26 protein-coding genes and 1 pseudogene are annotated in these 22,719 nt (G+C 62.1%); 18 read left to right on the top strand and 9 right to left on the bottom strand.

What is annotated here, in order from left to right; translation table 11 throughout:
- Nucleotides 1-4: 4 nt before the first annotated feature.
- From AC5ZGW_RS11155 to AC5ZGW_RS11145, 3 genes are all read left to right on the top strand, one after another.
- Nucleotides 5-670, top strand: a complete 666-nt coding sequence (locus AC5ZGW_RS11155; RefSeq protein WP_130228228.1) for a TetR/AcrR family transcriptional regulator — start codon at nt 5-7, stop codon at nt 668-670.
- Between the two features lie 199 nt (nt 671-869).
- Entirely contained in the window at nt 870-1,640 is a 771-nt protein-coding gene (gene mddA / locus AC5ZGW_RS11150) for a methanethiol S-methyltransferase (protein ID WP_130228249.1), read from the top strand.
- Nucleotides 1,641-1,755: 115 nt separating this feature from the next.
- On the top strand, nt 1,756-2,673 hold the full coding sequence (locus AC5ZGW_RS11145; protein ID WP_245474914.1) for a 5'-methylthioadenosine/S-adenosylhomocysteine nucleosidase: 918 nt from the start codon (nt 1,756-1,758) through the stop codon (nt 2,671-2,673).
- A 123-nt stretch (nt 2,674-2,796) separates the two neighbouring features.
- On the opposite strand, the gene AC5ZGW_RS11140 is transcribed toward AC5ZGW_RS11145, so the two are convergent.
- The 3 genes and pseudogenes from AC5ZGW_RS11140 to AC5ZGW_RS11130 form a co-directional block, all read right to left on the bottom strand.
- Nucleotides 2,797-4,488 carry an arylsulfatase gene (locus AC5ZGW_RS11140; protein ID WP_130228229.1) on the bottom strand — a complete coding sequence of 564 codons (1,692 nt, stop codon included), beginning with the start codon at nt 4,486-4,488 and terminating at the stop codon, nt 2,797-2,799.
- Between the two features lie 175 nt (nt 4,489-4,663).
- A complete protein-coding gene (locus AC5ZGW_RS11135; RefSeq protein WP_165435405.1) occupies nt 4,664-6,139 on the bottom strand; it encodes a flavin monoamine oxidase family protein in 1,476 nt (491 codons plus the stop codon).
- A gap of 495 nt (nt 6,140-6,634) precedes the next feature.
- Nucleotides 6,635-6,943 (bottom strand): annotated as a pseudogene (locus AC5ZGW_RS11130) (transposase); the annotation flags it as partial.
- 528 nt (nt 6,944-7,471) lie between these two features.
- Between AC5ZGW_RS11130 and AC5ZGW_RS11125 the strand changes: the two are divergent.
- The 3 genes from AC5ZGW_RS11125 to AC5ZGW_RS11115 all read left to right on the top strand — a co-directional run bounded on the left by AC5ZGW_RS11125 (nt 7,472) and on the right by AC5ZGW_RS11115 (nt 8,309).
- Entirely contained in the window at nt 7,472-7,681 is a 210-nt protein-coding gene (locus AC5ZGW_RS11125; RefSeq protein WP_130228251.1) for a cold-shock protein, read from the top strand.
- A gap of 98 nt (nt 7,682-7,779) precedes the next feature.
- Nucleotides 7,780-8,025 carry a transcriptional regulator gene (locus tag AC5ZGW_RS11120; protein WP_130228231.1) on the top strand — a complete coding sequence of 82 codons (246 nt, stop codon included), beginning with the start codon at nt 7,780-7,782 and terminating at the stop codon, nt 8,023-8,025.
- A 68-nt stretch (nt 8,026-8,093) separates the two neighbouring features.
- Nucleotides 8,094-8,309, top strand: coding sequence for a hypothetical protein (locus tag AC5ZGW_RS11115; RefSeq protein ID WP_130228232.1), 216 nt, complete (start codon nt 8,094-8,096; stop codon nt 8,307-8,309).
- Between the two features lie 256 nt (nt 8,310-8,565).
- Here AC5ZGW_RS11115 and AC5ZGW_RS11110 read toward each other — a convergent pair whose 3' ends face one another.
- The 3 genes from AC5ZGW_RS11110 to AC5ZGW_RS11100 all read right to left on the bottom strand — a co-directional run bounded on the left by AC5ZGW_RS11110 (nt 8,566) and on the right by AC5ZGW_RS11100 (nt 10,866).
- Nucleotides 8,566-8,751 carry a hypothetical protein gene (locus AC5ZGW_RS11110; RefSeq protein ID WP_028163688.1) on the bottom strand — a complete coding sequence of 62 codons (186 nt, stop codon included), beginning with the start codon at nt 8,749-8,751 and terminating at the stop codon, nt 8,566-8,568.
- A gap of 64 nt (nt 8,752-8,815) precedes the next feature.
- Complete coding sequence (locus AC5ZGW_RS11105; RefSeq protein ID WP_130228233.1) at nt 8,816-9,163, bottom strand: hypothetical protein; 348 nt, start codon at nt 9,161-9,163, stop codon at nt 8,816-8,818.
- Between the two features lie 737 nt (nt 9,164-9,900).
- Nucleotides 9,901-10,866, bottom strand: coding sequence for a 2-hydroxyacid dehydrogenase (locus tag AC5ZGW_RS11100; protein ID WP_130228234.1), 966 nt, complete (start codon nt 10,864-10,866; stop codon nt 9,901-9,903).
- A 404-nt stretch (nt 10,867-11,270) separates the two neighbouring features.
- On the opposite strand from AC5ZGW_RS11100, the gene AC5ZGW_RS11095 reads away from it, so the two are divergent.
- From AC5ZGW_RS11095 to AC5ZGW_RS11085, 3 genes are read left to right on the top strand one after another with little or no spacing between them, the layout of a single operon-like run.
- Entirely contained in the window at nt 11,271-11,639 is a 369-nt protein-coding gene (locus tag AC5ZGW_RS11095; protein WP_130228235.1) for a YciI family protein, read from the top strand.
- A complete protein-coding gene (locus AC5ZGW_RS11090; protein WP_130228236.1) occupies nt 11,636-12,913 on the top strand; it encodes an RNA polymerase sigma factor in 1,278 nt (425 codons plus the stop codon). Before AC5ZGW_RS11095 ends, AC5ZGW_RS11090 begins: the two co-directional genes overlap by 4 nt.
- A gap of 36 nt (nt 12,914-12,949) precedes the next feature.
- Nucleotides 12,950-13,363 (top strand): VOC family protein, encoded by a 414-nt coding sequence (locus tag AC5ZGW_RS11085; RefSeq protein WP_130228237.1) that lies wholly within the window; start codon nt 12,950-12,952, stop codon nt 13,361-13,363.
- Nucleotide 13,364: 1 nt separating this feature from the next.
- Here AC5ZGW_RS11085 and AC5ZGW_RS11080 read toward each other — a convergent pair whose 3' ends face one another.
- Nucleotides 13,365-13,802, bottom strand: a complete 438-nt coding sequence (locus AC5ZGW_RS11080; protein ID WP_028163682.1) for a hypothetical protein — start codon at nt 13,800-13,802, stop codon at nt 13,365-13,367.
- A gap of 150 nt (nt 13,803-13,952) precedes the next feature.
- Here AC5ZGW_RS11080 and AC5ZGW_RS11075 point away from each other — a divergent pair, with 150 nt between their 5' ends.
- Entirely contained in the window at nt 13,953-14,522 is a 570-nt protein-coding gene (locus AC5ZGW_RS11075; protein WP_130228238.1) for a histidine phosphatase family protein, read from the top strand.
- Here AC5ZGW_RS11075 and AC5ZGW_RS11070 read toward each other — a convergent pair.
- Nucleotides 14,519-15,307 (bottom strand): SDR family NAD(P)-dependent oxidoreductase, encoded by a 789-nt coding sequence (locus AC5ZGW_RS11070; RefSeq protein ID WP_130228239.1) that lies wholly within the window; start codon nt 15,305-15,307, stop codon nt 14,519-14,521. The two genes, AC5ZGW_RS11075 and AC5ZGW_RS11070, sit on opposite strands and share 4 nt — an antisense overlap.
- Before the next feature lie 162 nt (nt 15,308-15,469).
- On the opposite strand from AC5ZGW_RS11070, the gene AC5ZGW_RS11065 reads away from it, so the two are divergent.
- The 8 genes from AC5ZGW_RS11065 (at nt 15,470) to AC5ZGW_RS11030 (ending at nt 21,142) form a co-directional block, all read left to right on the top strand.
- Nucleotides 15,470-16,123, top strand: a complete 654-nt coding sequence (locus AC5ZGW_RS11065) for a glutathione S-transferase family protein (protein WP_130228240.1) — start codon at nt 15,470-15,472, stop codon at nt 16,121-16,123.
- On the top strand, nt 16,124-16,492 hold the full coding sequence (locus tag AC5ZGW_RS11060; RefSeq protein ID WP_130228241.1) for a nuclear transport factor 2 family protein: 369 nt from the start codon (nt 16,124-16,126) through the stop codon (nt 16,490-16,492).
- Nucleotides 16,493-16,646: 154 nt separating this feature from the next.
- Nucleotides 16,647-17,060, top strand: a complete 414-nt coding sequence (locus AC5ZGW_RS11055) for a YciI family protein (RefSeq protein ID WP_130228242.1) — start codon at nt 16,647-16,649, stop codon at nt 17,058-17,060.
- A gap of 155 nt (nt 17,061-17,215) precedes the next feature.
- The gene (locus AC5ZGW_RS11050; protein WP_130228243.1) at nt 17,216-17,635 is read left to right on the top strand and encodes a YciI family protein; all 420 of its coding nucleotides are present in this window, start codon (nt 17,216-17,218) and stop codon (nt 17,633-17,635) included.
- A gap of 40 nt (nt 17,636-17,675) precedes the next feature.
- Nucleotides 17,676-18,041 carry a YciI family protein gene (locus tag AC5ZGW_RS11045; protein ID WP_463327149.1) on the top strand — a complete coding sequence of 122 codons (366 nt, stop codon included), beginning with the start codon at nt 17,676-17,678 and terminating at the stop codon, nt 18,039-18,041.
- Between the two features lie 287 nt (nt 18,042-18,328).
- A complete protein-coding gene (locus AC5ZGW_RS11040) occupies nt 18,329-19,024 on the top strand; it encodes a TetR/AcrR family transcriptional regulator (protein ID WP_130228244.1) in 696 nt (231 codons plus the stop codon).
- Nucleotides 19,025-19,144: 120 nt separating this feature from the next.
- A complete protein-coding gene (locus AC5ZGW_RS11035; protein WP_130228245.1) occupies nt 19,145-19,639 on the top strand; it encodes a DUF2852 domain-containing protein in 495 nt (164 codons plus the stop codon).
- 531 nt (nt 19,640-20,170) lie between these two features.
- Complete coding sequence (locus tag AC5ZGW_RS11030) at nt 20,171-21,142, top strand: Na+-dependent transporter (protein ID WP_130228246.1); 972 nt, start codon at nt 20,171-20,173, stop codon at nt 21,140-21,142.
- A 176-nt stretch (nt 21,143-21,318) separates the two neighbouring features.
- Here AC5ZGW_RS11030 and AC5ZGW_RS11025 read toward each other — a convergent pair whose 3' ends face one another.
- Nucleotides 21,319-22,392, bottom strand: coding sequence for a tartrate dehydrogenase (locus AC5ZGW_RS11025; protein ID WP_130228248.1), 1,074 nt, complete (start codon nt 22,390-22,392; stop codon nt 21,319-21,321).
- Nucleotides 22,393-22,719: the final 327 nt, after the last annotated feature.

Below are 22,719 nucleotides of genomic sequence, written 5' to 3'. Positions count from 1 at the left end.
CGAAATGGTACAAAAAAAGAAGAAGCTGCCATCTGCTGCCAAACCGTCGGCTGGCAAAAAGGCTGACGCCGCTGAGCCGAAGCGGCGCGGCCGGCCGCGCGCCTATGAGCCCGACGTTGCCCTCGGCAAGGCGCTCGACCTGTTCCGCAAGCGCGGCTTTGCAGCGACCTCGCTCGACGATCTCAGTGCCGCGACCGGCATGAACCGGCCGAGCCTTTATGGCGCGTTCGGCGACAAGCGCGAGCTCTACATCAAGAGCTATCAGCGTTACCGCGACGATGCGCGCACCGCGATGGTCGACATCTTCCGCGAGGAGTTGCCGATCCGCGAACGATTGACGCGCATCTATGCGGTGGCGCTCGACATCTATCTTTCCGGCGATTCCCCGCGCGGCTGCTTCACAGTAGTGACGGCGGCTTCCGATGCGGTCGCCGATCCCGAAATCCGCGCCTTGGCGCTCGAAGGCTTCGTCGAGCTCGACAAGGCTTTTGCCTCGTGCTTCCGCCGCGCCAAGGAGAAGGGCGAGCTATCGGCAACCGCCGACATCGCCACGCTCGGGCGGCTTGCTTCCGCCACCCTGCACACCATCGCGCTCCGCGCCCGCGCCCGCGTCTCGCGCGAGGAATTGGAAGCGCTCGTCAACGGCGCCATCGAGGTGATGTGCCGCTAGCGCGGCATAGTCCGACTAATTCGCGATGCCCAGCGCAATGCCTTTTTGAACAGACTGGGGTGTGCGACGACTAATATTACGTCTGCAATCGTTTAAATCAGGAATGAAATAGCGCCGTCACCTCACCCCTCCATCCTTCGCCATGCGATGCGAGCGGTGCGAGATGATCAAAACATCTCCCTCTCTGAAAGGTGAAAAAATGGCCCGAATTTCCTCAATCGGTTTCGGTCTGATTGCCTACGCAACCTTCCTCGGCACGATTCTCTATATGATCGGCTTCGTCTTCGGTGCCGTCGTGCCGAAAGACATCGACCAAGGACCCGCTACGCCAACGCTCGAGGCGGTGATCATCAATCTTCTGCTGCTGTCGCTGTTCGCTCTCCAGCACAGCGTGATGGCCCGCAGGTCATTCAAGCAGTGGTGGACCCGCTTCATTCCACAAGAAATCGAGCGAAGCGTGTATGTCCTTCTCGCCAGTCTGGTCCTGATCTTGCTGGCTTGGCAATGGCGCCCGATTCCAGCGATCATCTGGAGTGTTGCTGATCCGGCCGCCGCCATCGCCCTGTCAGGGCTCGCACTGTTCGGCTGGTTGATCGTGCTGTTCGCCAGCTTCCAGATAAACCACTTTGAGCTATTCGGTCTGAAGCAGGTGTTCGCAGATCCGGCGGTCAGCGCTGTTGGCTCTCGTTTCAAGACTCCATTTTTGTACAAACTGGTACGCCATCCGCTCTATCTGGGCTTCATCATCGCGTTCTGGTCGACGCCAACAATGACGGCTGGGCACTTTCTATTCGCGGCCGTCGCAACAGCCTACATTTTCGTTGGCGCCAGCCTGGAGGAGCGCGATCTGATTGCGCTGTTTGGCGATCAGTATCGGCAGTATCGCGAGCGAGTGGCGATGCTGGTGCCCTGGCCTCGTTCCATCAAGGCCGATCACTACACAACGGAGCCTAACGCGAGCGACCGCTGAGATTGTTCGTAGCGCGCTCGTGCAAGAACTCTCTTCGAGACCGGATAGTAACGCGCCCGCCAGTCGGCCGCGGCGGCGGGATGCTCTGTGGCTTGCGCTACTGCTGCTGGCCTCATTGACGCTGCTGACGGATCGCGCAGCCGCGGCCGAACAGGTCGACCCCACGCCGCGGATCGCGATCATTTCGGCCTATAGCCCCGAATGGCTCGCGCTCAAGAATGCAATGAGCGCGACCCGGACGGAGATCATAGCTGACGTGACCTACATCGTGGGTCGCCTCGAAGGCAAAGACGTCGTTCTTTTCCTCAGCGGCGTGTCAATGGTCAACGCCGCCATGACCACGCAGGGCGCGATTGATCATTTCAAGATCAGGCGCATCGTCTTCTCCGGGATTGCCGGCGGCATCAACCCCAGTCTTTCGCCAGGAGATGTCGTCGTAGCCGATCGCTGGTCTGAATATCTCGAATCTGTGTTTGCCCGGCAAGACGGAGCCCGCTGGTCGATACCGAACTGGCTCGGCAAGACGCTGCCGAACTACGGCATGATTTTCCCCCGCGCGGTCGGAATTGCTCACCCGGGTGAGCGCGAGCCGGAAAAGCGGTTCTGGTTTGACGTCGATCCGACCATGCTGGAGATTGCACGTTCGGTCGCGCCGAAAGTCGAGCTGAAGGCCTGCCTTAATCCGGATGTCTGCGGAACCACACGTCCTCGCGTCGTCGTCGGAGGTGCCGGCGTCTCCGGTCCCGCGTTCATTGACAATGCCGAATTCCGCAAGTGGATTTACGATACTTTCAAGGCGAGCCTGGTTGACAATGAAAGTGCGCCAGTCGCCCATGTCGCCTATTCGAACCATATCCCCTTTATAGCCTTCCGCGGCCTGTCGGATCTGGCCGGCGGCGATGCCGGCGAAAACACGGAGAATGAGCTCGAACACCTGGCGTCGGACAACGCCGCCGCGGTGGTCAAAGCATTTCTCCGCGCTCTCCCAGCTCAAGAGTCTCCCGAAAACCGCTCGAGCGAAGGAAGCAAGTAACATAGACCTGTAGCTGCGCAGGCAGGAACGCGGGCGCTTCCCAGCCATGCACGAGATGTGCTCGCGGTCTCATCGTGTCGGGCGCTCTCGGAAGAGCGCCCGCGTGTTGAACGATAGAGCGCACTACTGGCCGGGATGTGCCTTGATGGCTTGCTCGACTTCCCGTTTGACGGCTTCAAGGTTGAAGCTCGCCGGCGCCTGCATTGGAGGGAAGTCGATGGCCGTTTGCGCCAATCTGGCAACCTCTTGCTGAACAAGCACGAAGCGCCAGAATTCGCGGGCCATGAAATCATTCATATAACCTCCGCCCATGTTGTTCAGGCTTTCGCCGCGGATTGACGGCGTCCGCTCAAACGGGTCTTGGCGGATGTTGACCATGGTTGGCATGTCGGTGGTGTCTTTTTCTCCCGGCCACCCATAAGGCTGCTGGAAGAACTGAAACTTGAAGTTATCGTGGCGAAGCGCACCGAGATGCGGACCGGCGAAATAGAAGATCTCATGGCGAACGGAGGGACCCTTGCCCGTCAGCAGATCCATCTGATTGTAACCGTCGAGGTGGTTCTTGTAGCTGCGGCCTTCCAGCGTCACGCCCTTAAGGAGCTGGTCGGTAATGTTCGGGTTTCCCGCCGCAGCGGTTAGTGTCGGGAACCAATCGAGGCCAGAGAAGATTCCATTCTCGACCGACCCCGGCTTGACGCGGCCCGGCCAGCGAATGATGGCCGGCACGCGGAAGCCGCCTTCAAAACTGGTCCCCTTGGTGGCCTTGAACGGGGTCATGCCGCCGTCCGGCCAGGTGAACACCTCGGCGCCGTTGTCCGTCGTGAAGATGACGATGGTGTTGTTGGTTTCGCCGATGTCATCGATATGCTTGAGCAGGGCGCCGACGCTGTCGTCGAGTTGAGCCATGCCCGCTTCCTCGAGACCGAAGTTCGTCTCGTTGTTCTGCATCGCACTGTATTTCTTCGACAGGAACGTCCAGACGTGCATTCGCGTCGTGTTGTGCCAGACGAAGAAAGGTTTGCCGTCGCGCTTGGCCTTATCCATGAAGTCGCTGGAGGATTTGACCAATACCTCGTCGAAAGTGGTCATGTCGTACTTCGGCTTCAGGAACGGCAGATCATGCATATTCGGCACGTTCGACATATCTGGAAACGGGGGCAGCGGCCCCTCGTCGACGATGCTTTGCTTGCCGATCTTGCCCCAGCGCGGCATCTCGGTGGGGTCGTCCTTGTCCGTCGCGTAGCTGTGGATCAGGCTGCGCGGGCCATACTTGTTGTAGTAGTCCTGGTTGGCGGGGAACGAGTACCAGTACGGATCAGACATCGCGTCGAGGTGATATAGATATCCGAAGAATTCGTCGAAGCCGTGCACTGTCGGCAGATATTTGTTGAGATCGCCGAGGTGGTTCTTGCCGAACTGCCCCGTTGCGTAGCCGAGCGACTTGAGCACGGTGGCCAGTGTCACGGCCTGGTCCGGGATGCCAACATCGGCACCGGCCTGACCGACAGTCGTTAGTCCCGTGCGGATTGGCAGCTCGCCAGTGATGAAGTTGGCGCGTCCTGCCGTGCAGCTCGCCTCGGCGTAGTAGTCGGTGAACATCATGCCTTCCGACGCCAGCTTGTCGAGGTTTGGCGTCTTGCCGGACATCATTCCGCGGTGGTACGCGCCGACGTTGAACCAGCCAACATCGTCTCCCATGATGACAAGAATGTTCGGCGGCCGTTGCTGCTGCGCGGCCGCCGGTGGTGCGGTCGCCGCCAGCACGGCAGCGAACAGCGCGAGTACGCCGATCCAAACGGTCTTTCGGATACTCATGATCTGTTCCCTTCCTCGAACTGTTGCCGATTGCAATACCAAGCGCTTCTCGGAGCGCACCCTGCAGCGAGCGCATCCGAGCGAGCCTTCCGCCTCCTGCTCTTCAGCCTATTAAAGGTAGCCTGACCGCGACTATGCACTTCCGGCAGATCGCATCCCGAGAGAGGGAGGGGCCTCAGTTTGCGGGTATGCGCGTCATGGTGCCCACCACGGCCTCCGCAATCTCCAGCGCTCCCTCAACCCATCCCTGCTTGGTCGACCATGCCTCGCTGACGATGTGCAGCGCCGTTCCGGGCACCGGAGATGCGATTTTCTTCATGATTTCCCAGCTCTTCACGCCCTGATTCCAGGTGTGCCAGGCGCCGCCGTACGGATCTTCTTCCCAGTTCATGAAGCCGACTGACAGCGGCGCTGCCATCGGCTGATCGAGCCCGTGCACGACGCCGATCTGGCGACGGACTTCTGTCGCCACGGGGCCGTCAGGATCGAGCATGGTGAATCCGCTGGCGCCCGGCTGTTCCAGGCGCCGCAAGCCAGCCCAGTAATCGAGCTGCGGACGATCGAAATAGCCCATGGTCAGGTGGCCTGTCGCGCCTGCCGGCCGGTCGGGCTCGGTGCCGAAATAATAGATCTGTCGGATCGGCAGGTCGGTGGTCGCCCGTCCGCTGGTCAGACCGAGCGAACGCCACCAGGGCTGCTCATGAGCGAGAAAGACCTTGCCAAGCGGGCGCGGCGTCACGGTTGCAAGCAGAGCTGCGATGGGTGGCTCTTTCAACACAGCGCAGTCGTCGATGATCTCCATCGCCCGGCGCGGCAGCGCAAGTACGACGCGGCGCGCACGAACGGCGCGCGGTCCGTCAGGCGTCGTGAAGACGAGTTCGTGCAGGCCATCGCCTGTCTGGGCTGGAGTGCGCAGTGATACCAACCTATGCTGATGATGAATGGTGCTGCCTTCGCGCATGACGGCGGCCGCAAGCGCGTTCGGCAAGGCCTGCATGCCGTCCACCAGAGTTTTCTCGGTCGGGCTGCCGGTATACTCGATCACCAACGACAATGCGTCGGCGGCATTCCAGTTGCTCACGACTGCACTGTAGCCAATTCCCATCTCGATGAACTGCAAGGCCTCATCGGATAGAAATCGGCCGAGCAGATTGCTGAAGCCCCAGTCGATCAGCGGAAAGCCGTCGAGGGTGAGCGACTCTTTCATCTTCACCCACTCGTCCGGCGACAGGTGCTTCATGGAAGGCATCACCCGTCGCACGGCTTTGACGATCAATTCGAACGGATCGAGATAGAGTTCGTCCGGGCGCAGCCCATAGGGGAGGGGTTGCTTCTTTGCGATGTCGCCGGCACGCCACTGCTTGCCCCGGGAATAGAAGATGCTCTCCGAGTTGCCCGTGGTGAACTCGCGAATCCCGAGACCGAATTTTGCCGCGAGCGAGGTGATGAGCGCGTGACTGGAAAGAAAGCGCATCCCGCCGAATTCTGCGGCGATGCCGGTGGTCCCCGGCATGGTCACGCTGAGCAGGCGGCCGCCGACGCGCGCGGATGCCTCGAACACCGCCATGCCGCCGGGAGGTTGGCCGCAACCGAGCAGGCGCCATGCGGTGTAGAGGCCGCCAACCCCGGCGCCGACGATAGCTGTGTCCAAGGTTTCACCGGTAGATCGAAATCGATCGTTGCCGCTCATTGGGGTTATTCCTGTCAAGTCGAACGATTACGATGCTGCGCGGCCCCTGATAAGGAGTGGCCTGGGAGCCGAGGTAGAACGTAAGTCACATTGATCTTCACCAGAGACTTGGTCAGTCCGCTGAGTTCAGGAAAGATGCAATGTTTCAACCGTAACCGAACTTCGATGCGTAGAACTATTTCCGTAGTGAGCGGGGAAGATCTGGGGGAGCTTACGACCCATAGCTGTGCCGGTAGCAACGCGTGAACACTGGTTCGCTTTACGTTGGAAGCGGACTTTGGCGACTCCAGTAGTGAGGTCCGCTAAGGGCCTTGGTTGTGTGCAAACGGATAGGTCGGCAGGCGGCCGTAGTTGCCAGTCATTGCAGGCGGCCGATGTTCTCGCGTCGGATCGTCCAATGACAGCTAAAGTGGGTATGCGACGCGGTATTGCGCTTTTGGACGCACTTTCCGACCTTCAGGCAGCGCGGATGGCTGCAATCAGGCTCGGTTTGCCGACGATGTTCATCACCCGTGTGAGGTTATAGGCGAGAACATGCAGCGCCATCTCAGCGGCTACATTCCGTAGGCGCTTCATCAGGAAGTGGGTCGCACCCATACGGGCTTTGATCGTGCCGAAGGGATGCTCGACCGTCTCGCGCCGCGTCCGCATGGCGTCGGGATTGGAATCGAGCCGTCTCTGGACCTCCTCGACCACATGCTCATGCTCCCAGCGCGTGATGCGGCGCTCCTTTGACGGCGTGCATTGGCTCTTAATCGCGCAGCCTAGCGTCTTTGATCGCAGGGGAGATCCCAGGGCCGCTCCCGCTCGCCGAGACCGCCATCAACATTGTTGTCTGTGACAAGTACCTGCAATTGAATCTCCTTGCTTGTGGCTGCGAATGCGACACTTCCGTGCAGGCAGTCAAATGCGCAGGAGCTTCATTGCGATTTTGAGGATGGCGGCGGCGACATTCGTCACCGGAGTCGACGTGCTGATCTGCTTGCAACAGCGATGCAGCTTGGTGACATCAACGTCACCACTCTCGTTGACCACTGTCAATCAAGGAAGCCTATTCTTGCAGGCCTACAGACTCACTCAAAGCCTCTCTGATCGGAGCACCAGAATTGGCTGGGCGAACAAGTTGGCTTCTCTCCTTGCAAAATCCGAAAAGTGATGTATATAGGACTTGTTCGATTAGCCGCTGTGCCTTGTTGAATGCGCCTGCGGGCTCCTTTTCCAAAGACATCGACGAAGTTGAAGATAACCGCGCGGCTGTCGCGCGGCATGCGCTTGCGCGCTTTGGAGAAGAAAATGACTACAGGTATTGTTAAGTGGTTCAATGGCCAAAAAGGCTTTGGTTTCATCCAGCCGAACGACGGTGGCAACGATGTGTTCGTTCACATCAGCGCTGTTGAACGGGCTGGCCTTTCCGGACTCGGAGAGGGTCAGAAGGTCAATTTCGAGGTCAAGACCGACAAGATGCGAGGCAAGGTCAGCGCTGAGAACCTCTCGCTGGCTTGATATCGTCGGCGCCGTTTCACGGATGTACTGAAACGGACCCTCTGCCCGCTCGATCCTCGGATTGAGCGGGTTTTGTCCGTTGTGGAGCCCGGTGAGCGATGAGCGCGAAGAAGCCGACAGAGCCATCCCCCGAAGGCATTGCGCGTTCCTATCGCAAGCGCCTGGCCGCTGAAGAGGGGGCGCGGGCATTGGCAGACGTCGAAAGGCATGCGATCGAAGTTCGCACGAACATGGCGCGACTTCGAGAGACGCGTGAGGCCAAGGAAGCAGCTGACGCAGCCCTTCGAGTAGCTTTGCCTCCAGTGCCTGCGCCAAAGAAGCGCCCAAGGAAGCCGCGGATTTAGCGACCTGCAACCAGGGCCAACGGCGAAGAAAATTGGGAGGGCCGATCACATGCCAGAGAGCGCGGGTCGTGCGTAGAGCCAGGTCGGACGGCGGCGGGACGATCACCTTCTTTCTCGCGTTCGGCGCAAATCGACAAATGTGCCGGTTAGCGACGACATTCAGCACGCAGAAGCAGGCCTTCAGCTATCTGCAGAAGCATCGAACAGAATTCGAGCGTATGGCGCGGGCGCGTCTTGCTTCAGGCGAGCTCGAAGACGGGATTGTCGTACTTTCGATGCTCTAGTTGTCAAGCCGGACTAGGTTTGCAAGAGCGCTTTTCGCGATCTCAATTGAATGCCTGGACTCTTTCGCAGACCAATGTCGCTCTGGAGACGAGGCTTCGTTCGTCCCGCGCTTCCGTGGCAAGCTATCGATATCCGTAAACGTTTCAAGCTCCTTCGATATCGGCAACACATTGCCCCCGCGGCCCTTTGACTGGTCAACCCCAGGCCTTCTTCGTCTGCGGCAAGCGACTCGTCATCAAATTAGAAATGCGACATCTAGGGCGCCCTGTCGAGCTGACTTCGTCGCTCCGCTTCCCTGGCCAACCGTTCAGCTTTCAGCCGCTCCCGATTTGCATGGAACGCCTGTTCGGCCTTTTCGTACTCAGTGATCACTTTGTTTTCGGTCTGCTTGAACAGATTATTCGCCTCATTGGCTGCATCCGATGGGGAATGCTGTCTCATGCGTCTCCTCCTTGTTTCTGGTGATCTTCAGTCGCCCAATGTCAGCGGCTTCGAGGTGCTCGGCTTATCGTCGGGTCGGCTTACTACGCTTGGGGCGATCAATTCGCACGCGGTCGAACTCCTTGGGGCCGTCGAGTAGATCACGCTTGCGCACTGCCCGATCATCTGCCGTCGTCGTTGTGTCGCCTATGCCATCGATCGTGTCGCCAGCCATTTTGCGAGCGCTCTGCTTCTGGCGATCCTGATCGGCGTGCGACGTAAGTCCCAGTTGCACCAGGCGGCTTATCGCCTCGGACAAGCCAGGCTTGTCTTCCTGCTCATCTATCCATGCTACGATGGCCCTCAGCAATGATTCCGAAGGACTAAAGCCTGCAACCTGAGCTTGGGTGGAACGGCTTACCGGTTTTCTCATCGGACCTTTCAGTTTGCAAACAGAGTGGCCGTGGCGGCCCGCGCCTCGGCACAATCAGAAAACCAACGAGCAGTCCTCCCGATGGGTTCCGACTGAACAGGGAAGCGGGAGCTATCCCTTGCGCAAGATGATGACGCTCCAGACTCAAGGTCGTCCATTACGGGCGCCTTGGAGCCGGAAGTTGACATTCAACGAAGTGAGGGCTGGTAACTGAGGCGGCCCTTACTTTCCCAATGCATCGACTGCTTTGGACGATCTGCGCAATGCGACTTCGCTCACGGCTAATACCGCGTCATTGTGACCAATCGTCAGCAAGGCTAACCGAGCGATCAACGATCGTATGTTAACCCGGTTCCTAAAGGCGCTCGCGCTCGGTCGTTCTATTTTTCAGGCGGCCTCACCGGACCTGCGATCAGGCGATATGTCGGAACCCACGCCGTATTCCACGTCTCCATCGTTGCTCCGCAAACGGCACATTCGAAGCTGCCGATCTCACGGCTCTCAGCCATGGCTTCGGAGCGATTATAAACAGCGCCGCACCTGCACCCTCGATGACGAGTCCCAGTCATTGAGGTTTTATGCGCTCCTCGAGCCACGATTGCCAGCCCTCAAATGTCCGGAAGGCGTCAAAGGCATCGATGTTGTCAGGTTCGCAGCACGTCAGCTTTCTCTCCGAAAGCGACGCTTCTCGCGACACCTACGTTCTTGAATAACTGAAGCCCGGCGCGACAGTTGCGCTAATACCCCCGCCTGCGGTCGACCACGTGCTCCAGCGCGTCGCCGGCCTCATAGCGCTCGATCTGCCGCGCGACATATTTCGAGATCTCGTCCGGATCGGTGTCGGCCGCATTGTGCGGCGTCAGCACCACCTTCGGATGGCTCCAGAACGGGCTGTCCGCAGGCAGCGGTTCGGTCTCGAAGACGTCGAGCGAGGCGGCGCCGAGTGTGCCGTCGTCGAGCGCGCGCAAAATGTCGACCTCATCCTGCAATCCGCCGCGGCCGGCATTGATCAGGACCGGCGCGCCCATAGGGCTGTTGCGGTTCAGTTTGGCAAAGACGTCGCGGTTGAGCACGTGCCGCGTGTCCGGCGTCAGCGGCAGCAGGCAGACCGGGATGTTGGTCTGTTGCAGGAAGGCGCCGAGCTGTTCCGTCCCGGCAAAGCATTCGATGCCGTCGATCTGCTTCGCGCTGCGGCTCCAGCCAACCACGCGGAAGCCGATCGCCCGCAGCACCTGCGCCGCGTCGGCCCCCAGCGTGCCCATTCCCATGATGCCGACCGTGATCGCGCCCGCTGCCCATTGATGCCGAGGCGCCCAGCGTTTCTCGCGCTGCGACTCGCGTAAGTACAGTTCCTGGCGGTGATGCATCAGCACGTGCAGCGTCACATATTCCGTCATCCGGCCGGTGAGATCGGACACCGCGACGCGGACCAGCGGCACGTTGGGCAACGAGGCATCCGCCATCAGCGCGTCGACGCCGGCGCCGAGATTGAAGATCACGCGCAAATTCGGAAACGCCGCAAGTTCGCCCGGGCGCGGCTTCCAGACCGCGGCGTAGTGCACATCAGCGGGATCGGCGCCCGCATCGGGTAACAGCAGCACGCGCCTGTCCCGGCAGACTTCGTCGAACCGGGCTTTCCACCGTACCGGCGACCAGTTTTCGGTGCCGCCATGTACCAGCAACGCCAGCGCGCCTTTCGTCATTCCTGAACCCCTCGCCAACAACGTGACCTGTATCACATAACGAATCGAATCGGTCGCATACTCTCCTGCCACCGATCAAGGCGAGACTTTGAGAAAGCCCACGCCCATAGCTGGCGCGACGACGAAGCCAAGGCGCGTCGTATTGCGGCGAAGTACGGAATCTACTGGTGATGCGGAAGCTGCCGCCCCGCGTCATTGCGAGCGGAGCGAAGCAATCCATCTCGCCACTCGTGGAGGCATGGATTGCTTCGCGGAGCCTGTCATCGGGTGCGCGTTCGCGCGACCCGTTGGCTCGCAATGACGGCGGCCGCGGTGCGGAACTCACCCCTTCTCAAAATTTCTTCTAAGTGTTGTCGGCTGCGGGCATAATCGTTCGTCTTCAACACAACGGAGATGCCTGACGCATGCTGTATGCCATCCTTTGCTATCACGACGAGGACATGGTCGGTTCCTGGACCAAGGAACAGGACGCGGCCGTCATGAAGAAACTTTCCGTCGTGCAGGAGAAACTGGCCAAGCAGGGCCGGCTGGGGCCGGTGGCGCGGCTGTTGCCGACCACGGCGGCGACCACGCTGCGCAAGGACGATCCGCCGCTGGTGCTGGACGGTCCTTTTGCCGAGACCAAGGAGCAGCTGCTCGGCTTCTATGTCGTCGACTGCAAGAATCTCGACGAGGCGCTCGAGGTCGCGCGCGATCTCGGCGCGGCCAATCCGGGCGGCGCCTATGAGATCAGGCCCGTCGGGGTTTTCAACCCGGGGAGTGTTCAGCCGTGACCGATACCGCCTGGATCGACGCCGCGCTGACTTCGGCGCGACCCCAGGCGGTCGGCGCGCTGCTCCGCTATTTCCGCGATCTCGACCGGGCGGAGGAGGCGTACCAGAACGCCTGCCTGCGCGCGCTGAAGAGCTGGCCGCAGAACGGTCCGCCGCGCGATCCCGCGGCGTGGCTGATCATGGTCGGTCGCAACGTCGGGATCGACGATATCAGGCGCAGTCGCAAGCAGGAGGCGCTGCCGGACGACGACCAGGCGATCTCCGATCTCGACGACGCCGAAGACGCACTCGCCGAACGGCTCGACGGCTCGCATTATCGCGACGACATCCTGCGGCTGCTGTTCATCTGCTGCCATCCCGATTTGCCGCCGACCCAGCAGATCGCGCTGGCGCTGCGCATCGTCTCCGGCCTTTCTGTGAAACAGATCGCGCGCGCCTTCCTGGTCAGCGAGGCCGCGATGGAGCAGCGCATCACCCGTGCGAAGGCGCGCGTGGCGGAGGCGAAAGTGCCGTTCGAGGCGCCGGGTGCGGCCGAACGCAGCGAGCGCCTCGCTTCCGTCGCGGCGATGATCTACCTGATCTTCAACGAGGGCTATTCGGCGAGCGGGGACACCGCCGAGATCCGCAGCCCCCTCTGCGAAGAAGCAATCCGGCTGGCGCGGCTGCTGCTGCGCCTGTTCCAGAGCGAGCCGGAGATCATGGGGCTGACCGCGCTGTTGTTGTTGCAGCACGCCCGCGCTGCGGCGCGGTTCGATGCCGACGGCGCCGTGATCCTGCTCGAGGACCAGGACCGCCGCCTGTGGAACCAGACCTTAATCGCCGAGGGGCTGGCGCTGATCGACAAGGCGATGCGCCATCGCCGCAGCGGTCCCTATCAGGTGCAGGCCGCGATCTCCGCATTGCATGCCCGCGCCGAAAAGCCCGAAGACACTGACTGGATACAGATCGACCTACTCTACGGCGCGCTCGAGGTTATGCAGCCTTCGCCGGTGGTGACGCTGAACCGCGCGGTTGCGGTCTCGAAGGTACGCGGGCCGGAAGAGGCGCTCGAGATGATCGATCCGCTCGCCCAGCGGCTGCAGAACTATTTCCACTTCTATGGCGTCCGCGGCGCCTTCCTGATGCAGCTCGGCCGCAATGACGAGGCCCGCGTCGCCTTCGACCGCGCCATCGCGCTTGCCAACACGACCGCGGAGGCCGCTCACATCCGCATGCATCTCGACCGCCTGATCCGCGACAGCCAACCGCGCGGCGCCAAATCTTCAAAGAAATAGTTTTCCGCTACTGCCCTCAAACCCAAGGAGCAAGCCATGCAGGTCAATCCCTATCTGTTCTACAGCGGCAATTGCGAAGCGGCGCTGAAATACTATGAGAAGGTGCTCGGCGCGAAGATCGAGGCGATACTCACCCATGAGCAGGCGCCGGAATCGATGCCGGTCGCGCCCGATTGGAAGAAGAAGATCATGCACGCCAAGATCACGATCGACGGCGAGATCATCATGGCCTCCGATTCGCCGCCGGAATATTTCAACAAGCCGCAGGGCTTTGCGGTCTCTCTCACCGTGGAAGACCCCGCCGACGGCGAACGCAAGTTCAAGGCGCTCGCGGAAGGCGGCACCGTGACCATGGCCTTCACGCCGACCTTCTGGGCCAAGGGTTTTGGCATGTGCGTCGATCAGTTCGGCATCCCCTGGATGGTGAACTGCCCCGCCGAAGGAATGTGAGCTATCGGCACCGCGGATAGATCGCCGAGAGGTCGCGTCCGCGCAACAGCAAAAGCCGCGACGTCAATCCGCCGTGGCTTACGATCCAGCCGCGCACCGGTGCCGGATAGGCCTCGAGCACCGCCTCGGAGGCCTCCGGCTCGGCATAGAAACGTCCGCTCCTGTCGACCGAACGCGCGGCATGGAAGCCGAGCACGGCGCGCCGCGTCACACAGATGCGGTTGTTCGGAACCATCGAGAGCACCAGTGTGCAGGCCGACAGGCAGGGCCCGTCGATCACCACGCGCTCGCCGGAGGCGCGCACGCGCGCGAACAATTCGATGAACGGCTCGACTTGTCCGCCCGGGCTTGCCAGGATGCGGACCTCGGCGCGCGCGAACGAACTTGCTCCGAGCAGCGCCGCTGCGATCAAAGCCGCCTTGATCACCGCCCTTGACATCCGCTGGCTCCCCGATCTCCTCGTTCTCCTCGCATATTTAGCGGCGTCGCATGCGGCAAGATTTTGTCATGCAGCTTCGTCTAGACTATCGAACTACATGCGATTCCTTCGCATGATGCTGCTCGCCGCAAGGCTGGCCCAGGCTTCAAGATGAACATCGAAACCAACCTGTGGCTGATCCGGCACGCGCCCGTCGATGGGCCGAAAGGGGTCATCCATGGCCCGGACGCGCCGGCCGACCTCGGTGACGAAGCGGCGCTTGCCGCGCTGAAGGCAAGGCTGCCGCAAGGCGCGTTCGCGGCCTGCAGCCCGGCGCGTCGCACGCGGGAGACCGCGGCCGCGCTCGGGCTCGCAGCGGTCGAGAACGCCGCCTTTCGTGAACAGGATTTCGGCGCCTGGACCGGGCGGCGTCACAACGATCTCGTGGCTGAGCTCGGCGACGCCTATCAGGCCTTCTGGCGATCGCCGGCGCGCAACCGGCCGCCCGGCGGCGAAAGCTTCGTCGATCAGATCGCGCGCGCGAGAGAGGGGCTGGCATCGCTGCCGGCGGGCGATGCCGTGTTGGTCGTGCATTCCGGCACGATCCGCGCCGTGCTCGCAATCGCGCTTGACCTACAGGCTGAGAACGCCTTGCGGTTCGTGATCGATCCGCTGTCGCTGACCCGGATCGATCGCTTGGCTACTGGCTGGCGCGTCATCGCGGTCAACCGGTGGCCCTAGCCGTTCCGCCCTTGTCCGCGCAGCGTCGGCAATCCGATGCCGGCGGCATCGAAACCGCCGTCGACCGCGAGGATCTGCCCGGTGATGTAGCTTGCGCGCTCGGAGCTGAGGAAGAAGATCGCTTCCGCCAGTTCCTCCTCGAGGCCGTAGCGGTTGAGCGGGATCGCGTCGTGATAATCGGCGCGGATGGCGGCCGTATGCACCGCTTTCGCCATCGCGGTGTCGACCGGGCCAGGCGCCACCGCATTGACACGGATGCCGAGCGAGGCGAGCTCGACCGCGAGCTGCTTGGTCAGATGCGCTAGCCCTGCTTTGCTGGTGCCGTAGGCCGAGCGCAGCGTCGAAGCGCGCACCGCCGAGATCGAGGTGATATTGACGATGGCGCCGCCGCCATGCTCGCGCATCAGCGGCGCGGCTGCCTTGGCGCAAAGGAACGGTCCGGTGAGGTTCACCGCCAGGATCCGGCTCCAATCGGCGTCCGAGGTCTCGAGCAGCGGCGCGAACACCGCAACCCCGGCATTGTTGACGAGCGCATCGAGCCGGCCGAAGCGTTTTTCCACCGCGGCGACTGCTGCCGCGACAGCAGCGGCGTCGGAGACGTCGCAAGGCAGCGCCAGCGTGTTCTCGGCCTGTTTGAGGCTCGCGACCGCCTCGTTCAGCAATTCGCGCTCGATATCCAATAGCGCCACGCGCCAGCCCTCGGCAAGGAATCGCCTGGCGGTGGCAAGCCCGATGCCGCGCGCCGCTCCGGTGACGAGCGCGACCTTCTGCGAAGATGAAGTCATGGATGTTCCAACGTTTTCCGATATCGGATCCTGTTGCGCCGTCTACCTGGCGAAAGCAAGGTCTGCGGCCGCGAAATAAATCCGCCGGCGATGTCGGGCGCCCTGAGCCCTGCTTCGTCTTCCCTGTGGCGGCACATCCGGCCGCCGGCAACAGGAGTTTCCATGTCGCTGACGCTGCACTATCACCCGCTGTCGTCGTTCTGCTGGAAGGTGCTCATCGCCCTCTATGAGAACGACGTCCCGTTCGCGCCCCATCCCGTCGACCTTTCCAATCCTGCCGAGCGCGCGGCGCTGTTGAAACTGTCGCCGATCGGGCGCTTCCCGGTGCTGCAGGACCATGCGCGGAACCAGGTCGTGCCGGAATCCAGCATCATCATCGACTATCTCGACCGCCATTATCCCGGCCGCACCAAGTTCATTCCGGCTGAGGCCGATCTCGCCTGGCAGACCAGGCTGCGTGAACGCTTCTATGATCTCTATCTGCACCTGCCGATGCAGAAGATCGTCGGCGACCGGCTGCGGCCGGCCGACAGCAAGGATCCGTTTGGCGTCGAGGAGGCGAGGGCGCAGCTGCTCGCCTCCTACCGCATCATCGACGAGCAGTTGGCGCCCGGCGGCTGGGCGGCGGGCGAGGCGTTCACGCTTGCCGATTGCGCCGCCGCGCCGTCCTTGTTCTACGGCAACATGATGGTGCCGTTGGGCGACGAGCACGAGAATCTGCGCGCTTATTTCGAGCGCCTGAAAGCGCGTCCGTCCTTCGCGCGGGTGATGAAGGAGGCCGAGCCCTATTTCAAGCTGGTGCCGAAGGAGAGCTGAATGCCATCCACCGACAAAGCCGGGATCATCCGCGCGATCTTCGCCGCCTATCTGGCGAACGACCGCCAGCGCGTCGAGGCGGCCTTCACCGACGACTTCCGTTTCACCAGCCCCTATGACGACAATCTGGACAAGCTGACCTATTTCGCCCGCTGCTGGCGGGATAGCGATTGGATCGCGAGCCATGAGCTGGAACGGATCTTCGTCAAAGGCGACGAGGCCTTCGTGACCTATCGCTGCGTGGCGAAGGACGGAAACAGCTTCCGCAATACCGAGTTCTTTGCCTTCGACGGCGACAAGGTGAAGCGCATCGACGTCTATTTCGGCGCCACCTATCAGGATGGCAAATTCGTCAAGCAGGGCGCGTAGGGTGGGCACGCCGCCCGCGCCCAATTGCCGCAATTATCTCCAGAATAATTTTGCAGGGACCTGTCGGTGCGGCAAGACCCGGTTCGTCTTATCTGCGAGTGCCTGAAGACAAGTGACCAAACCAATAAGTGACCCCCTAACGGAGCGCGAGACGATGCGATTCATGGTGATAGTGAAGGCCAGCCGTGACACCGAAGCCGGCGTGATGCCCTCGACGGAACTTCTGGCCGCGATGGGCGCCTTCAACGAGGAGATGGTCAAGGCCGGCGTCCTGCAAGCCGGCGAGGGCCTGCATCCGAGTGCGAAGGGCGCGCGGGTCGGCTATGGCGGCGGGCAGCCCCGCGTCAGCCACGGGCCGTTCAGCTTGAGCAACGATCTCGTCGCCGGCTTCTGGCTGATCGAGACCAAATCGCTCGATGAAGCGATCGACTGGATGAAGCGTGCCCCGTTCGAGGACGGCGAGATCGAGATCCGGCAGGTGTTCTCCACCGAGGATTTCGGCGAGGCATTGACCCCCGAACTGCGCGAGCAGGAAGAGCGCCTGCGCGCCCAGGTCGCTCGAAACTAATGGCTTCTCCGTCATTCCGGGGCGTCCGAAGGACGAGCCCGGAATCCATCAGGCCCCATGCGCAAGCGGAGTAATGGATTCCGGGCTCATCGCTCCGCGATGCCCCGGAATGACGACGGAGAGAATGACGCTCCGCCCACCCAAAGGAACCACCCATGCGATTCATGATGCTGATGATCCCGCTCGGCTTTGAGACCGCGCCGCCGAAGATCGACCTCGACCCCGAACGCGTTAGGGCGATGATGCAATACAACCAGGCGCTGAAGGACGCCGGCGTCCTGATCGCGCTGGACGGCCTGCATCCGCCGTCGGCGGGCGCCCGCGTCTCTTTCGCGACCGGCAAGCCCGTGGTCACCGACGGTCCGTTCACCGAATCGAAGGAAGTGCTCGGCGGCTACTGGATGATCAACGTGGCCTCGCGTGCGGAGGCGATCGAATGGGCCAAGCGATGCCCGGCCAGCGAGAACGAGATCATCGAGATCCGCCAGGTGCAGGAAATGAGCGATTTCTCGGAGGAGGTGCAGAAGGCAGCCGCCGGCTTCGAAGAACTGCAGCGGGACTCGGCGCACCGCTGAGCCACGCACCGATCGTCAATTCAACGCAAGGGAGAAGCACATGAGCAGCAACGATACGTTCCTCGCCGTCTATCTCGGCAGCATGAACGGCGCGCGAATGACGGCCTGGCGTGCGCTGCCGGAGGCCGAGCGGCGCGCCAAGGAGCAGCAGGGGATGGCGGCGTGGGGCGCCTGGGTCGAAAAGCACCAGAGCGTGATCGTCGAGATGGGCGGCCCGCTCGGCAAGACCAAGAAGGTCGATGCGAACGGCATTGCCGACATCACCAATCAGTTGACCGGGTTCACCGTGGTGCGCGCCGCCTCGCAGGAGGCCGCGGCCAAAATGTTCGAGAACCACCCGCATTTCGCGATCTTCCCGGGCGACTCCGTGGAGATCATGCCGGTCCTTCCGATTCCGGGCCGTTAATTTCGCCGCCAGCCCTGCAGCTCGGGTGAAGCGCCAGCGTCACCCGGGGCCCGGAAATGCGGACACAGCCGTCCCGGGTTGCGCGGAGCCTGTCATCGGGCGCGCGTTCGCGCGACCCGTTGGCTCCGCCCGGGCTACGAACCGCCGTCATTCCGGGGCGATGCGATAGCATCGAACCCGGAATCTCGAGCTTCCGGGTTCGGCTCTGCGAGCCGCCCCGGAATGACGCGAAGTTGCGCCCTCGGCCCTAGTGACCTTTGCATCCGGCTCATGTAAGAGCTTTTCACATGAGCTGGCGCAAGGATCAGCGCCGCGGCGAGCGCGGCTATCATCACGGCAATCTCAAAGAAGCCTTGCTGCAGGCGGCGCTCGACTTGATTTCGCAGAAGGGGCCGGCCGGCTTCACCTTCGCCGACGCCGCGCGCATGGCCGGCGTCAGCCCCGCCGCGCCCTATCGGCATTTCCGCGACCGCGACGAACTATTGTCGAGCATCGCCCAGCGCGGCTTCGAGCAGTTCGAGCAGCTCCTGACGCAGGCCTGGGACGACGGCCGTCCGGACACGATCACTGCGTTTGAGCGCGTCGGCAAGGCCTATCTAGCCTTCGCCCGCGAGGAGCCGGCGTTCTATTCGGCGATGTTCGAATCCGGCGTTCCGGTCGAGACAACTCCTGCACTGATGGCGGCAAGCGAACGCGCCTTTGCCGTCATTCGTGCCGCCGCCGAGCGGCTTGCGGCTTTGGCGCCGCCCGGCGTGCCGCGTCCGCCGGCGATGATGATGGCGCTGCACATCTGGGCGATGTCGCACGGTGTCGCTTCGTTATTTGGCCGTGGTGACGCCGCGCGTCGCAAACTGCCGATGACGCCGGAAGAGCTGCTGGAGGCCGAAGTCCTGATCTATCTGCGCGGCCTCGGCTTCCCCACCGAGCGCACACCCGAGCCGGCGGAGGAGAAGCCCGCTGGTCCTTGGGGCAAACCGAAATAAAATTGCCGAAATAATTTTGTCGCACCCCCGTGGGGTCGGCTTGACTTTCGGAATGGATCGGCCAAGTATGTAAATGTTATTTACATTCACAACGGCGTGATGCCGTGATGGAGAAGGGAAATGGCCTACACCGCAGATGTCAATCGATGGCGCGGCCCTGTGGAAGAACCCTACCGCCCACGCATGTTCGAAAGCCCGTGGCACCCCGGCTGGATTGCCGTGACCATTCTCGGCTTCATCATTTGGTGGCCGATCGGGCTCGCCCTCCTCTTTTTCACACTCGGGAGCAGAAGAATGGGTTGCTGGAGTCACCACGATCAGGATCGCTGGCAGAACAAGATGGAGCGGATGCAGTACAAGATGGATCGCATGCGCGACCGCATGGAGCGCCGCGGCTTCGGCTGGGGCTTTGGTTCGCCCTCGAGCGGCAACCGCGCCTTCGACGAATACCGCGCCGAGACGCTGCAGCGTCTCGAAGAGGAGCAGAAGGAGTTCAAGGAATTCCTGAGCCGCCTGCGCCACGCCAAGGACAAGGAAGAGTTCGACGCCTTCATGAACCAGCATCGCCAGCGTCCGACTCCGCCGAACGACCAGCCCCCGCCGCAGCAGGGCTAAAGCCATAGCGTTTTCAAGCGAAGTGGGCACCGGTTCGCGTGAAGAAAACGCGTCAAGAATAAGATCGAGAGCTAGCCTTCAGGCGATGTGCCCCCATAAAACCTGATGGCCCTGAGCCGCCCGTTTGCGAAAGCAGACGGGCGGTTTGGTTTTTGAAGCGGCCGTGTTGAACACTTCCGTTGCCGCAATGACGCTGTCGTCCCAGCCTTGAGCCGGGACCCATAACCACAAGTGTTTGGCGTGTGCTCCGCTGCAACCACTTGCACGCCACAACAACCGCTTGTGGTTATGGGTTCTGGCTTTCGCCAGGACGACACTGCGCCTCTTGCCAATGGCGTCGCACGATGCCAATCAAGTCCCATGGACGATTGCCTGACCCTCACTGCGTCGCGCTGGTGGCGCTCCTTTTAAGGAGCGGCACGTCGTCTTGTCTCATCTGCAAAACATGAACGAGTGCCGCCGCGGTCCGGCGGGCGCGTGTTCTTGTCTCAACAGGTCTCCCCGTGCTGCGGCTCTATCAGGAGAACGCCGATGCCTGTTGCCTTGACTGCTATCATCGCCGCCATCGTCAGGCCGCTTGCATGGCTTGGCCGCCAGGGTACACGCGCCGTTGCTGCCCTGGTGTTCATCGGCATCGCGATCCCGCCGCTCGGCGAAGCCTTGCGGCCCTTCGTCACCGAAGCCGTCTTTCTCCTGCTCTGCATTTCCTTCATGCGCGTGGACCTCTCCGCGCTGCGGCTCTATTTGCGCCGGCCTGCGATCGTTGTGACCGCGACGGGATGGACGCTGCTGGCGGTCCCGGCCATCACCGGCATGTTCTGGCTTGCGACGGGCCTGCGCACGGCGTCGCCGGATCTGTTCCTGGGCCTGATGCTGCAGGCGGTGGCTTCGCCGATGATGGCGTCGCCCTCGCTCGCGGCGCTGATGGGGTTGGACGCCACGCTGGTGCTGATCACGCTGGTGACCGGCACCGCGCTGGTGCCGCTCACCGCGCCGCTGTTCGCCTATCTCTTCTTCGGCTCTGCCTTGACATTGTCGCCGGTCGCCCTCGGCGCAAAACTGTTTCTGATCCTGGCCGGCGCGCTCGCGGCCGCCGCGATCATCCGATGGTTGTTCGGGCTTGCCGCCATCGAGCGCCACAAGGCGCCGATTGACGGCCTCAACATCCTGATCCTCCTGGTGTTCGTTTGCGCAGTCATGGGTCCGGTCGCGCCGAGTTTTTGGCGTGAACCGCTGCAGGCGCTGGGGCTGACGCTGCTCGCCTTTGCGGTGTTCTTTGCGCTGCTCGCCGGCACCATGCTGGTGTTTCGCCGCTTCGGCATGGAGCGCGCGCTTTCCTTGGCCGTGATGGTGTCGCAGCGGAACATGGGCCTGATGGTCGCCGCCACCGACGGCGTGCTGCCGGGCCTGACCTGGCTCTACTTCGCGCTATCGCAATTCCCGATCTATCTTGCGCCGCAACTGCTCAAGCCGATCATGGGCAGGCTGACGAAGCGGCGGTAGAGACAGGTGCGGCAGAACTGCCGCCAGAAATAGCGCCGTCATTGCGAGGAGCGATAGCGACGAAGCAATCCATGCTTCCGCGCACGCGGCTCGATGGATTGCTTCGCTTCGCTCGCAATGACGGCTGGGCAGTCATTCGTCCGAAGTTCTGCGCAAGAGCGGGGGAGAGGGGGGCTTCATACATTCGATCCCTGAATCGCGTCGATCACGGCGTCCGTCACCTCTTTCGTCGTCGCTTTGCCGCCGACGTCGGGCGTCAGCACGCCGGCGGCGCAGACGCGTTCCACCGCCGCCATCAGACGCATGGCCGCGTCCTTCTCGCCGAGATGCTCCAGCATCTGTGCGCCGGTCCAGAAAGTCGCGACCGGGTTGGCAATGCCCTTGCCGGTAATGTCGAAGGCCGAGCCGTGGATCGGCTCGAACATCGAGGGGAAGCGGCGCTCGGGGTCGATATTGCCTGTTGGCGCGACGCCGAGGCTGCCGGCGAGCGCGCCTGCGAGATCGGACAGGATGTCGGCGTGCAGGTTGGTCGCGACGATGGTGTCGAGACTTTTCGGGTTGAGCGTCATGCGCACCGTCATGGCGTCGACCAGCATCTTGTCCCAGGTGACATCGGGGAATTGCTGCGCCACTTCGGCGGCGATCTCGTCCCACATCACCATGCCGTGCCGCTGCGCGTTCGATTTCGTCACCACGGTGAGAAACTTCCGTGGTCGCGACTGCGCGAGCCGAAACGCATAGCGCATGATGCGCGTAACACCGACGCGGGTGAAGATCGCAACTTCGGTGCCGACCTCTTCGGGCAGGCCCTTATGCGCGCGTCCGCCGGCGCCGGCATATTCGCCTTCCGAATTCTCGCGCACGATCACCCAGTCGAGATCGCCGACGCCGACATTGCGCAGTGGCGAGGCGACGCCGGGCAGGATCTTGGTCGGCCGCACATTGGCGTATTGGTCAAAACCCTGGCAGATCGGCAGCCGCAGTCCCCACAGCGTGATGTGGTCGGGCACATCGGGCGCGCCGACCGCGCCAAAATAGATCGCATCGAACTTCTTCAGCTCATTGAGCCCGTCCGCCGGCATCATGACGCCGTGCTTCTTATAGTAGTCCGAGCCCCAGTCGAACGTCTTGAACTGGAAGGCAACATCGCCGGAGCGTTTCGCCAGCGCCTCCAGCACACGAATGCCCGACGAGATCACCTCGGGGCCGATACCGTCGGCAGGAATGGCAGCGATGGAATGGGTGCGCATGAGTTTCTCCCGGGGCGCGATTGTGGCTTCGACGAGCTTTGGCCGATGCGTAACCCACCATTTCGCCCACGCCAAGTTTTGTCCGTCATTCCGGGGCGCGCGCAGCGCGAGCCCGGAATCCATTTCGCCGCATGCTCTGTGGTTGGATGGATTCCGGGCTCGATGCTTCGCATCGCCCCGGAATGACGGAGAAAAATTCGCGAGCGATTTCAACCTGATTTGCCCCGTCCAGCCCTCACACAAAAAACATTTCCGCTTCCGTCGTCGGGCAAATCAGTGATTTAACTCCGCGCGTCTCACCCGAATGAGGGGCGGCTCGCGATCGTC

The organism is Bradyrhizobium sp. Crot121, from assembly GCF_059512385.1.
Note: the sequence above shows the minus strand (reverse complement) of the source record. Positions and strands in the feature narration are given on the sequence as shown.